Source organism: Agrococcus sp. GCM10030265 (assembly GCF_042666675.1).
Classification (GTDB): Bacteria; Actinomycetota; Actinomycetes; order Actinomycetales; family Microbacteriaceae; genus Agrococcus.
This window is the reverse complement of the sequence record NZ_JBHTCZ010000001.1, coordinates 91380-103643: the sequence shown is the minus strand read 5'-3', so window position 1 is coordinate 103643 and position 12264 is coordinate 91380. Positions and strand designations below refer to the sequence as shown.

The 12264-nt window shown below is 74.7% G+C and carries 10 protein-coding genes and 1 tRNA gene; 6 read left to right on the top strand and 5 right to left on the bottom strand.

The features are described from left to right. Window positions 1-29: 29 nt before the first annotated feature. The 3 genes from ACFQPP_RS00340 to radA form a co-directional block, all read right to left on the bottom strand. Window positions 30-227 carry a hypothetical protein gene (locus tag ACFQPP_RS00340; RefSeq protein ID WP_376914467.1) on the bottom strand — a complete coding sequence of 66 codons (198 nt, stop codon included), beginning with the start codon at window positions 225-227 and terminating at the stop codon, window positions 30-32. Between the two features lie 97 nt (window positions 228-324). After that, window positions 325-741 carry a GNAT family N-acetyltransferase gene (locus tag ACFQPP_RS00335; RefSeq protein ID WP_376914466.1) on the bottom strand — a complete coding sequence of 139 codons (417 nt, stop codon included), beginning with the start codon at window positions 739-741 and terminating at the stop codon, window positions 325-327. Between the two features lie 64 nt (window positions 742-805). Continuing rightward, the gene (radA, locus tag ACFQPP_RS00330; protein WP_376914464.1) at window positions 806-2161 is read right to left on the bottom strand and encodes a DNA repair protein RadA; all 1356 of its coding nucleotides are present in this window, start codon (window positions 2159-2161) and stop codon (window positions 806-808) included. 183 nt (window positions 2162-2344) lie between these two features. Between radA and ACFQPP_RS00325 the strand changes: the two genes are divergently transcribed. From ACFQPP_RS00325 to ACFQPP_RS00310, 4 genes are all read left to right on the top strand, one after another. After that, window positions 2345-2740 carry a VOC family protein gene (locus tag ACFQPP_RS00325; protein WP_376914462.1) on the top strand — a complete coding sequence of 132 codons (396 nt, stop codon included), beginning with the start codon at window positions 2345-2347 and terminating at the stop codon, window positions 2738-2740. Window positions 2741-2751: 11 nt separating this feature from the next. After that, window positions 2752-3306, top strand: coding sequence for a GNAT family N-acetyltransferase (locus ACFQPP_RS00320; RefSeq protein WP_376914460.1), 555 nt, complete (start codon window positions 2752-2754; stop codon window positions 3304-3306). Further along, the gene (locus ACFQPP_RS00315) at window positions 3303-3857 is read left to right on the top strand and encodes a GNAT family N-acetyltransferase (RefSeq protein ID WP_376914459.1); all 555 of its coding nucleotides are present in this window, start codon (window positions 3303-3305) and stop codon (window positions 3855-3857) included. Before ACFQPP_RS00320 ends, ACFQPP_RS00315 begins: the two co-directional genes overlap by 4 nt. A 45-nt stretch (window positions 3858-3902) precedes the next feature. Then, window positions 3903-3993 (top strand) — tRNA-Ser (locus ACFQPP_RS00310). 54 nt (window positions 3994-4047) lie between these two features. Here the strand turns inward: ACFQPP_RS00310 and ACFQPP_RS00305 are convergent. Further along, entirely contained in the window at window positions 4048-5253 is a 1206-nt protein-coding gene (locus ACFQPP_RS00305; protein ID WP_376914458.1) for a S8 family serine peptidase, read from the bottom strand. After that, window positions 5250-9233, bottom strand: coding sequence for a type VII secretion protein EccCa (gene eccCa, locus ACFQPP_RS00300; protein WP_376914456.1), 3984 nt, complete (start codon window positions 9231-9233; stop codon window positions 5250-5252). Before eccCa ends, ACFQPP_RS00305 begins: the two co-directional genes overlap by 4 nt. Before the next feature lie 200 nt (window positions 9234-9433). Between eccCa and eccD the strand changes: the two genes are divergently transcribed. Continuing rightward, window positions 9434-10882, top strand: coding sequence for a type VII secretion integral membrane protein EccD (gene eccD / locus ACFQPP_RS00295; RefSeq protein WP_376914454.1), 1449 nt, complete (start codon window positions 9434-9436; stop codon window positions 10880-10882). A gap of 55 nt (window positions 10883-10937) precedes the next feature. Continuing rightward, on the top strand, window positions 10938-12212 hold the full coding sequence (gene eccB / locus ACFQPP_RS00290) for a type VII secretion protein EccB (RefSeq protein WP_376914452.1): 1275 nt from the start codon (window positions 10938-10940) through the stop codon (window positions 12210-12212). Window positions 12213-12264: the final 52 nt, after the last annotated feature.

Genomic DNA, 12264 nt, shown 5'->3' with positions numbered 1-12264 from the left:
TCCCTCGTGCGGTGGACCGTGCGCGGCGGTCAGCGCGTGCGGGTGCGGGCGAGCACGACGTTGGCCACCACGGCGCCGGCCACGAAGCCGACGAGCAGCGCCACGCCCCACTCGACGATCGGGAACAGCTGCAGCTGCGCGAGCAGCGTGCGCACCCCGATGGCGACCACCACGGTCGTGACGGCCGCGGCGACGACGTGCCACGGGAAGCGGCGGGTGTCGAGCATGGAGCTCCTCTCGTCCGCCGCCACCATGGCAGGTGCGCCAATGGATGCCCTGGGTGCGGGGCCGGGTCGGCATGCGCGGCTGCCCGCTCTCGGCTGCTCAGCGCAGGAGCACGAACGCGCGCAGCGCATGCGGGGCGACGTCGTGCGCCTCGGTGAAGCCCGCCGCCTCGTAGAACGAGCGCTGGCCCGGCTCGGCGTCCGTGAGCAGCACCGTCTGCCGGATGCCCGACGTGCGCTCGAGGATGGCGTCGAGCAGCGCGCGTCCCACGCCGAGCCTCTGATGCGTCGGTGCGACGAGGACGTCCTGCACGTACGCGATCGTCGCGCCGTCGGAGACGACGCGCGCGAGCCCGACGAGGCGGCCGCCGTCACGCGCCGCGACCACGAGCCACGATGCGGCGACGCCCGCGACGAGCACCTCGGGCTCGCGCGTGTACGCGCTCCACCCCACGGCGTCGTAGAGCGCGAGCAGCTCGGCACGGCTCGGGACCTCGGCGGCGACGACGGTGGGCATGCGTCCATCGTCGCAGTCGCGCCGGATCCGGCGCGCTCGCTCGGGCTCGAGCTCGAGCTCGAGGCTAGAACTCGACGACGCCCGCCGGCTGGCGCAGCGCGTCGGACAGGAGGGTGATCGTCTCGACGGCGCCGCGCAGGTGCACGGCCGAGTCGTCGAGCACGTGCTCGTAGCCGAGCCTGCGTGCCTCGGCGACGCGCTTGCGCGCCGCCGCAGCCGGTCGGATCTCGCCAGCGAGCGAGAGCTCGCCGACGGCCACGAGGCGCGCGGGCAGCGGCACGTCGCGCACCGACGAGACGATGGCGAGGGCGATCGCGAGGTCGGCGCCCGGCTCGTGGAGGCGCATGCCGCCCACGGTGGAGACGTACACGTCGCGATCGGCGAGCCGCAGGCCGACGCGCTTCTCGAGCACGGCGAGCAGCATCGCGACGCGCGACGAGTCGACGCCGTTCACCACGCGACGCGGGTTGGGCGTCGACGACGTGACGGCGAGCGCCTGGATCTCGACGGGGATCGCGCGGCGCCCCTCGAGCGCGACGGTGACGCAGGAGCCCGAGTCGGGCGAGGTCTGCCGCGAGAGGAAGAGGCCGGAGGGGTCGGGCACCTCGGCGATGCCCTCGCCCGTCATCTCGAAGCAGCCGATCTCGTCGGTGGGGCCGAAGCGGTTCTTCGTCGCGCGCACGAACCGCAGCGCCGTCTGACGATCGCCGTCGAAGTGCGTCACGACGTCGACGAGGTGCTCGAGCACGCGCGGCCCCGCGATCGTGCCCTCCTTCGTCACGTGGCCGACGAGCAGGACGGGGATGCCCGTCGTCTTCGCGAGGCGCGTCAGGGCGTTCGCGACGTCGCGCACCTGGCTCGGACCGCCGGCGATGGCGTCGTTGTCGGCGTTCGCGACCGTCTGCACCGAGTCGACGATGACGAGGTCGGGCTCGACGGCGGCGATCTGGCCCATGATCTGCGCGAGGTCGGTCTCGGCGATGAGGAAGAGGCGCTCGTGCAGGGCTCCCGTGCGCTCGGCCCGCAGCCGCACCTGGGCGACCGACTCCTCGGCGCTCGCGTAGAGCACGCGCCTGCCCGACTGCGCCGCTCGGCTCGCGACCTCGAGCAGCAGCGTCGACTTGCCGACGCCCGGCTCGCCGGAGCACAGGATGGCGGCGCCCGGCACGATGCCGCCGCCGAGCACGCGATCGAACTCGCCGATGCCGCTCGCCCAGCGCGGCGCATCGGACACGTCGATGTCGGTGATGGGGCGCGCGACGCGGCTCGCCGGGATGCTCGCCGCCTTCACGCGCTCGGCCGCCTGCGCCCCGACCTCCTCGACGGTGCCCCACTGCTGGCACTCGCCGCAGCGGCCGACCCACTTCGCGGTCTGCCAGCCGCACTCGGAGCAGCGGAAGCGCGCGTCGGTCTTGGCCATGCTCACGAGGCTAGCCGCGGCCGCCGACACCGCTCACCGTCGGTCGCCCCTCGCGTTCCGAGGTGCGCGACGTGCGCCGTGAGGGACCCGAGTCGCAGCGGGGTGCCGCACGAGCAGCGTCTGCGCGCGGCTCGCGTCCCTCGCGACGGGCCTCGCGGCGGGGCGGGTGCGCAGGGTGGCCGCATGCTCGTCGTTGGGTCGATCGTCATCCGGGTCGTCGACCTGCACGCGCAGATCGCGTTCTGGACGGCCGCGCTCGACCTCGTCGTGCGCGAGCCCGTCGACGACGACTTCGCGCTGCTGCGCCCGCGATCGGGAGCGGGCCCGAACGTGTCGCTCGACGCGCACGCGAGCGAGCGCGCGCTGCCGCCGCGCATCCACCTCGACCTCTACGCCGACGACCAGCAGGCGGAGGTCGCGCGCCTCGAGGCGCTCGGCGCCGAGGTCGTGCCGTGGGATCGCATGCCGGGCGACGCCGACTTCGTCATCATGCAGGACCCCGAGGGCAACCGCTTCTGCGTCGTCGACGCTGCGGGCTGGCCAGGGTTCGAGCGCCACGGACGCCCAGGCGCTCGGTGAGATGGTGGGGGATGCCCGCCGCCGTCTCCGTCCGCACCGCGACCGTCGACGACGCCCGCGCGATCTCGATCGTGCAGGTCGAGACGTGGCGCGCCGCGTACGCCGGCCTCATGCCCGAGGCGCTGCTGCGCCGCATGGACGTGGACCGCAACGCCGAGCGGCGAGCCGAGCGCTGGCGGGTGCGGCACGTCGATCCGCGCGCCGTCGACCTCGTGGCCGAGCGCGACGGCGAGGTCGTCGGATGGGCGGCGACCGGCGCGACCGACCAGCGAGACCTGCCCGGCCACGGCCAGCTGTACGCCATCTACGCGCTCGAGCGTGCGTGGTCGTCGGGCGTGGGTCACGCGCTCCTGACGGAGGCCGAGCGGCGCCTGCGCGAGCACGGCTTCGCGCACGCGTGCCTGCTCGTGCTCGACGGCAACGACCGCGCCGCGGGCTTCTACGAGCGGCACGGCTGGCGCGAGGACGGGCACACGTGGGTCGACGAGCGCTTCGGGTACGGCGGCGTGCTCGTGCCGCTGCTCGAGCGGCGACGCATCCGCGACCTGGGCGAGGTGCTGCCGTGACGCTCGTGCTGCGCGACGGGGCCGTGGGCGACGCCGCCGCGATCGCGCGCATCCACGTCGACGCGTGGCGGCACGCGTATCGCGGGCTCATCGGCGACGCCGTGCTCGACGCGCTCGACGTGGCCGACCGCACCGCGAGCTGGACGCGCTGGCTCGAGCGCTCGCTCGCGGGGCGCGGCACCGACGGCGACGTGCGCCACGATCTGCTCGTCGCCGAGCGCGACGCCACGGTCGTCGGATGGGCGACGTACGGCCCAGCGCGTGAGCCCTCGCGGGTGGGGTGGGGCGAGCTCGCCGGGCTGTACGTCGCGCCGTCGGCTGCGCGGGGAGGCGTGGGACGCGCGCTCGTGGCCGAGGTCGAGCGCCGCCTCGCGGCGAGCGGCGTCGCCGAGGCGTACCTGTGGGTGCTCGAGGGCAACGCGCCTGCCGAGGCCGCGTACGAGCGCTACGGCTGGCTCGAGGACGGCGCGACGCTCGTCGACCGCGAGACCGACCCGACGCGCGTGCTCGTCGACCGCGCCCGCGTCCGCCGCCTCCCGCCCGCGCGCTGACGGCCGTTTTGGGCGCAGCGCCCGATGCTGTGTATCCTCGTCCACGGTGACGTGTCCGAGCGGCCGAAGGTGCAACTCTCGAAAAGTTGTGTGGAGTAACCCTCCACCGTGGGTTCAAATCCCACCGTCACCGCCAGCGAGAAGCCCCGACCAGATGGTCGGGGCTTCCGTCATGTGCGGCGCGACCGCGTCAGGGTGCCTGCGCACGGCGCCGCCGCACCGCGACGATGCCGAGCACGGGGCCGAGCAGGGCGAGCACGCCCGCGAGCGCCGCGAGCGCGACGGTGCGCGCGAGGTCGGCGGGGCGCTCGTCGGGCTCGGGCGGCATGTCGAGGGTGGGGGTGTCGTCGGATGCGGCGACGACGCCCACGGGGTCGAGCCGCGAGACGGCGGCGACGGGGTCGACGACCCCCGCGCCGAGCGAGGGATCCGTCGTCATGCCCTCGGGGATCGGCGCCGTCGACGGATCGGCGGTCGAGAGGAGGCGCTGCCGCACCTCGTCGGCAGTCAGCTCGGGCTGCTCGGCGCGCACGAGCGCCGCAGCGCCCGCCGCGTACGCGACGGCGAGGTCGGCCTCGTCGGCAGTGACGTGACCTGCGCCGTCGGGCACGGCACCCACGAGACCCCCGGAGGGGGCTGCGAGATCGGGCTCGGCGCCGAGCGTCGAGGGGTCGGCGCCGCCGTCCTCGTCGACGGGCGCGACCGACAGCACGCCCTCGAGGCTCGCCGGGTAGGCGAGCGCGTCGGTCGTGGGGGCGCTCGCCGCGGCGACGACGAGCACGTCGGAGGCGACGGCGGCCTGCACGGCCGACTCGAGCTCGGGCGACGTCGACGCAGCCGTGAGGGGGATGGCGACGACCCGTGCGCCGCCGGCGACCGCGGCCGTGATGCCACGCGCGAGCAGGCCGGGCAGATCGGTCGAGAGCGTGAAGTCGTCGGGATCGTCGGTGATGCGCACCGGGAGGATCGAGGCGCCCGGGGCGACGCCCGCGAACGCGGTGCCCTCGACGGGCCGCCCCGCGATGAGGGAGGCGACGAACGTGCCGCGCCCGTAGCAGTCGGCGTCGCCGGTGCCCGCGCCGAGGTCGGTGCCCGGCAGCACGACGCCCTGCAGCGATGCTGCGTTCGCGCTGACGCCCGTGTCGAGCACCGCCACGACGACGTCGCCCGTCGAGCGCGGCCAGGCGCGCTCGGCGCCCATGCGCTGCTGCCCCCACGACGCGTCCTCGATGACGGGCGAGCCCGCCGTCGCCGCGCACGACTCGGCGGCCGCCTGCGTCGTCTGCCCGATGGGCGCGACGACGCCGACGAGCGCCGCGAGCGTCGCACCGACGGCGAGCAGGGCGACGCGGCCCGTCGTCGCGCGCGAACCCATGCCGACGCGAGCGCCGCTCATGCCGGCGGCTCCGTCCATCCGAGCTGCAGCCCCGTGCCGCCGCGGCGCGTGAGCAGCGCGGCGCGGCCGGGAGGCAGCGGCCTGCCGCGGCCCGGCGTGAACGTGAGCGGCTCGGATGCGGGCAGCGAGAGCGTGAGCTCGGGCGTGTTCGACTCGTGCAGCCTGCGGATCACCGCATCCATCGCCGTCCTGCTCGAGCCGGCGCCGGCCCGGGCGAGGACGAGGTGCAGGCCGATGTCGCCCGCCTGCGGGATGAGCTCGACGAGCGGCGCGAGCGGCCCGCCCATCGTGCCGAGCAGCAGGTCGTAGTCGTCGACGAGCACGAAGTGCTCGGGCCCGCTCCACCAGTCGCGCCTGCGCAGCTGCGCGGGCGTGATGTCGGCGCTCGGCACCCGCTCGCGCAGCTCGGCGACGAGCCGTGCGACGACCTGCTCGGTCGCCGCCGTCGAGAACGCCGTGGCGAACTGGTACGCATCGGGCACCGACTCGACGACGCCGCGGCGCGGGTCGATGACCGTGATGCGCACCTCGTCGGGCGAGTAGGCGCCGACGACGCCGGTCGCCAGCAGGCGCAGCGCGCCCGTCTTGCCGCTGGCGGAGTCGCCGACGATGCTGAGATGCGGCCTGGCGGCGAAGTCGTGCCAGACGGGCTCGAGATCCTGCTCGCCGTGGCCGAGCGCGATGCGCGGGCCGGGCGTCGTCGGCGCGGGTAGCAGGGATGCGTCGAGCACGCCGGGCAGCATGCGCACCTGCGGTGCGACAGGGCCGCTCCACGCCTCCGCGACGGCGTCGCCGAGGTCGCGCGATGCGGCGGCGAGGGCGTCGACGCTCGTCGCGCCGTCGATCCTCGGCACGCCCGCGAGGAAGTGCATGCCGTCGACCGTGATGCCGCGGCCCGGCAGCTGCGGCACCGTGGCGGCCTTGCGCATGCCGTGCACCGAGTCGATCGGGTCGCCGAGCCTCAGCTCGACGCGCGTGCCGAGCTGGTCGCGCAGCGAGCTGTGGACGTCGGTCCAGCGGTTCGTCGAGATCATGACGTGGACGCCGTAGGCGAGACCCTGGCGGGCGATCTCGCGCAGCGCCATGTCGTGCTGCTCGTGCTCGGCGCGCAGCGCCGCCCAGCCGTCGACGACGAGGAAGACGTCGCCGAACCGCTGCTCGGCGAACTCGCCCGCCGCGCGTCGCGCTCGGTACTCTGCCATGCCCTCGAGCGACGCGTCGGTGAAGAACTGCTCGCGATCGCGCAGCAGCGTGCCGACCTCGGCGATCGTGCGCGCCACCTGCTCGGCCTGGCGACGGGTGGCGACGCTGCCGACGTGCGGCAGCGTCTCGAGCGTCGAGAGTCCGCCGCCGCCGAAGTCGATGCAGTACACCTGCACCTCGGCGGGCGTGTGGGTGAGGGCGAGCGCGCTCACCATCGTGCGCAGCAGCGTCGTCTTGCCCGACTGCGGGCCGCCGGCGACGCCGACGTTGCCGCCCGCGCCGGCGAGGTCGATCTCGTACAGCTCGCGCGTCTGCTCGTACGGCTTGTCGACGACGCCGATCGGCACGCTCAGATGCCCGGATCCGGTCCATCCGATCGCGTGCAGGCCGCGATCCGGATCGGGCAGCAGCGGCGGCAGCAGCTGGTCGAGCGTCGGCGGAGGGCCGAGCGGCGGCAGCCACACCTGGTGCGCGGGCGGGCCGTGGCCGACGAGCTTGTCGACGATCATCCCCATCACCGTCTCGTCGCTCGACGGCTGGTCGACGACCGGCTGCGGCGCGACGACGGCATCCTCGAGCGCCGGCAGCTGCGACTCGTCGACCGCGGGCGGCGCGACGCGCGCCGCGCCGAACCTGACGACCTGCTGACGCACCTCCTCCTGCCGCTGCTCGCGCGTGCGCCTGCGGTAGGTGCCGGAGACGTAGGCGGCCTTGAAGCGCGTCAGCGTGGCGACGTCGCTGCGCAGGTAGCCGTTGCCCGGCGCGTTCGGCAGCTGGTGCGCGTCGGGCACGCCGATGACGCTGCGGCTCTCCATCGCCGAGAACGTGCGCAGACCGATGCGGTACGAGAGATGGCTCTCGAGCTTCGTCATGCGGCCGTCCTCGAGACGCTGGCTCGCGAGCAGCAGGTGCACGCCGAGCGAACGGCCGAGCCTGCCGATCATCACGAAGAGCTCGGCGAAGTCGGGGTTCGATGCGAGCAGCTCGCTGAACTCGTCGACGATGACGAAGAGCGTCGGCATCGCCTCGAGCGGCGCGCCCGCGAGCCTCGCCTTCTCGTGCTCGAGCAGCGACGAGTAGTTGCCTGCCGCGCGCAGGTACTCCTGGCGTCGATTGAGCTCGCCGGCGAGCGCATCCTGCATGCGGGTGACGAGCGTCGCCTCGTCGGCGAGGTTCGTGATGAGCGCAGACACGTGCGGCAGCTCGTCGAGGCCGAGGAACGTCGCGCCGCCCTTGAAGTCGACGAGCACGAAGTTCAACGTCTCCGACGAGTGCGTCATCGCCATGCCGAGCACGAGCGTGCGCAGCAGCTCGCTCTTGCCCGAGCCGGTCGCGCCGATCAGCAGGCCGTGCGGGCCCATGCCGCCCTGCGCCGCCTCCTTCACGTCGAGGTCGACGGGGTGGCCGCGCTCGTCGACGCCGAGCGGGATGCGCAGCCGGGAGCGGTCGAGGCCCTCGCGCATGAAGCCCTCGGGCCGCCACTGGTCGACGTCGTCGATGCCGAGCAGCGTCGGCAGCTCGAAGTCCGACACCATCGGCTCGCTCGCATCCGCCGACCTGCTGCCGACGCGATACGGCGCGATGACGCGCGCGAGCGCCGTCGCCGCAGCGACGCCCATGCCGTCGGGAGCGCAGAGGGCCGTGCGCTGCACGCCCTCGGTGCGATCGGTGCGCAGCATGTGCACGGCGTCCGGCTGCACGTCGAGCAGCAGCCCCGAGGTGTCGCTCTCGTCGACCTCGACGCCGAGCGTGATCGTCGTCGTGCAGCGGTAGCCGGCCGAGGCGACCCGCGAGCCCGTCGGGGGAGCCACGCCGTCGAAGACGACGACGTGGTACGGCTCGTCGGCGGTGGGGGAGGCGCCGGGCTCGAAGCGCGAGCGGCCGTTGAGCTCGCCGTCGAGCAGGTCGACGAACTCGGCGACGTCGACGGCGAACAGCCGCGCGGATCCCGCGCCGTCCTGGCTGCTGGGATGCTGCGCGTGCGGCAGCCACTTCACCCAGTCCCAGTCGGCCGCACGCTCGGGCGTCGTGCAGATCGCGATGCGCAGCTCGTCGGGCGCGTGCGCCGTGACGGCCTGCGCCACGAGCGCGCGCACCATGCCGCGCGCCGCATCCTCGTCGCCCATGAGGCGGATGTCGGCGAGGCGCCGCACGAACAGCGACACGGGCAGGTCGGGCACCGAGCCGTGCACGGCGATGAAGCGCCGCAGCGCGCGAGCCGAGAGCGGCTCGAGGTCGGCGATCGGCTTCGTCGACAGCGGGGTGATGCGCTGGCTCAGGCTGTGCGAGCCCGTGCCGATGCGCAGCTCGCCGAAGTCGCCGTGGCTGCCGCGACGCTCCCACAGCCTCGCCGTCATCGCGACGTTCGACAGCGACGCGGGATGGGGATGCCGCCACATGAGCGACGCGCGCTGCTGGGCGGCGGCGCCGCGCACCTTGTCGCGCACCTGGCCGAGGTAGCGCATGAAGTCGCGGCGATCGCCGCGCACGGTCGTGCGACGCTCGGCGGCTGCGCGCGTGAGCTGCACGAGCACCATCAGCACGGCGAGCGCGAGCATGCCGAGGAACAGGCCGACGGCGAGCGCCGGGTTCCGCTGGCCGAGGAAGACGAGCATCATCACGCCGCTGATGAGCATCATCGGCACCATCATGAGCATCGCGACCGGATCCTTCGGCTGCAGCTCCGGCAGCGACGGCGGCTCCTGCAGCTCGATGTCGCCCGAGGGCAGCTCGGGCGGCTTCTCCCGCTGCTGCCTGCGGAATGGGATGGTGCTCATCTCGGCTCTCCTCGATGCGTGTCACCCCTCCCACGGCTGCGACCCCCTCGCGGGGTTCACCCGGGATGGACGAGGCCGGGGATGGCGGGTCGAGGCGGCCGCGTCGGGTCGAGCGATCGGCCGAGGGCCGACGCACGCGACGTGAGGTGGAGCGCACCGGTCGCGTGAACCCTCCGCTCGTCGCCGCGCGTGTGCACTGCATGACGACGCTCGATCAGCGCATGGAGACCGGTGCGGCACAGGGCACGGCGCAGGCCGCCGAGCCATCCGTCGCCGCCGCGGGTGCCGGCGACATGTGCAGGCTCAGCGTCGTCGGGCCGACGTCGCGCGTCGAGCTCGCCGTGCCCTCGCACATCCCCATCGCCGAGCTGCTGCCGACGATCGTCGGCCACCTCGACCCCATGCTCGCCACCCGCGGCCTCGACCACGGCGGCTGGGTGCTGCAGCGGCTCGGGCACCCGCCGCTCGACGAGGACCTCGGCACGGCATCCGCCGGGCTGCTCGACGGCGACGTGCTCTACCTGCGGCCGCGCACCGCCGCGCTCGCGCAGGCGCAGTACGACGACCTCGTCGACGGCGTGCAGTCGGTGCTCGACGCGCGCGACGACGACTGGACCGCCGCATGGACGCGGCGCGCCGCGCTCGCCGCCGCGACCGTCGCATGCCTCGCCGCCGTCGCGATCGCCGGCGCCACCGGCACGGCCGCGCCGATCGTCGCGGGCTCGCTCGCGCTCGTGCTGCTCGCGGCGGGGGTGCTCGTCGGCAGGCTGTGGGACGACGCGATCGGATCCGTGCTCACCGGCACGGGCGTCGTCGCCGCGACCGTCGCCGGCGCCGCGCTGCCCGCTGCGCTCTTCCCCGACGTCGGCGCGACCCCGCTCGCGGCCGTCGCGATCGGCGCCGCGACCACCGGCGGCGCAGCCGGCGCCGCCGCCTACGCGCGCGGCGGCGTCCGCCCCGTGCTGCTCGCGACCGCGGGCGCCGCCATCGTCACGGTGCTCGGCCTCGCCGTGCCGCTCGTGCTCGGCCTGGGCCTCGTCGCAGGCGCCGCGATCGTCGTGGTGCTCGCCCTCGCGCTCGCTCGCGCCATCCCCGCCCTCGCCGCGTGGACCGGTGGGCTCGCCGTCGACCCCGTGCCGCTGTCGTCGAAGGAGTTCCAGACGGGCCTCGACGCCGTGCCCGCCCGCGACGTCGAACGGGGCGCGACCATCGCGCACGCGATGGCCACCGCGCTGTGGGCCGCATGGTCGGCGGTGCTGTGCGCCGCGATCGTCGTGCTCGCCCTCAGGCCGGACTGGGCGTGCGTCGCGCTCACCATCGCCGCGAGCGTCGGCGTGCTGCTGCAGGCCAGGGAGCTGCGCGCCACGCTGCAGCGCGGTGCCGTGCTCGTCGCCGCCGCGCTGCCGCTCGTCGTGCTCGCGCTCGCGCAGACGGCGGCATTCGACCCGCCGTGGCAGATCCTCGCGGCCGCCCTGCTCGTCGTCGTCGCAGCCAACGCGTGCGTCGCGGCGCTGCTGCTGCCGCGCAAGCGCCTCGCGCCCACGTGGGGCAGGGCCGGTGACGTCCTGCACTGGTGCTGCGCCATCGCCGTGCCCGCGCTCATGCTCGCCGTCGTCGGTCTCTACGCCTGGATCGCCGACCTCGTGTGAACCATCCACGGCGACGACGCCGTGGTCGAGATGAAGCAAGGAGAGGAGGAGCGACATGTACGGCAGACGTGATCTCGTGGATGCGCACCTCTTCCTGCGCGGGCGCCTCTCGGCAGCCGTGCTGCGCTCCGACCCCGACGCGCCCGACCGCCCGCTGCGTCGCACGTCGACCGGCATGGGCATCGGCGTCGCCGTCGCAGCCGCCGTCCTCGTCGTCGTCGTCGTGCTCAACATCTTCCTGTTCACGACGAACGACGCGTGGCGGGAGGAGCCGGGTGCGCTCATCGTCGACGAGACGACGGGCAGCCGCTACATGCTCATCGACGAGACGCTGCACCCCGTCATGAACCTCGCATCCGCCGCGCTGCTCGCAGGCGGCCCGCCCACCGTCATCCGCGTGTCGAGCGAGGATCTCGCCTCCGTGCCTCGCGGGCAGGCCGTCGGCGTGGAGGGGCTGCCGGACGAGCTGCCCGCCCCGCAGCCGACGCCGCCCAGCTGGACCGCCTGCGTCGCCGACGGCGGCACGGCGCTCGCGATCGGCGGCACGCCCGACGCCACCCCCATCGGCGACGACGAGGCCGTGCTCGTGACGTCGGGCGACCGGCTCTCGCTCGTGTGGCAGGGCGTGCGGTCGCAGCTCGCCGGCCCCTGGGCGGCCCGCGCGATCGGCTTCGAGCCCACGTCGGCCGTGCCCGTCGAGGCCGCGTGGCTGGACACCATCCCGAGCGGCCGCGACCTCGCGCTCACCCCGCTGACGCTCGGTGGCGAGGGCCCCACGATCGCCGGCGAGCCGACGACGCTCGGCCAGGTCGTCGACGCCGACGGCGAGGGCACCCGCTACGTCGTGACCGAGGACGGGCTCATGCCCATCACCGAGACCGTCGCCGCCCTGCTGTCCGCCGAGCAGGAGTCGGCCCTCCCCGAGCCGCGCACCCTCACGCGTCGCGACCTCGTCGCCGCGCCGATCACCGACGCCGCCGCCTGGCAGGCGGAGCTGCCCGAGACGCCGCCGAGCCCGCGCGCCGCAGGCGACGCGCCGTGCTCCGTGTGGACCGACGGCGAGACGAGCATCGCGACCGTCGACGCCACCACCCTCGCCGACGCGGCGGGCGCCGTCGACGTCGCCCCGGGCGCCGGCCTCCTCGCCGCCTCGGCCGCAGCGCCCGGCGTCAGCGGCACCGGCCTCTACCTCGTCGCCGACGACGGCAGCAAGTACCCCGTCGCCGACGCCGCCACCGCATCCGCCCTCGGGCTCGATGCCTCCAGCTCCCCCGCCGTGCCAGCAGCGCTCCTCGCCCTACTGCCGACGGGGCCGACGATCGCGACGTAGGACAGGAGACCGCCGACGACGCACGCATCCGACCTCATGACCACCCCGACCA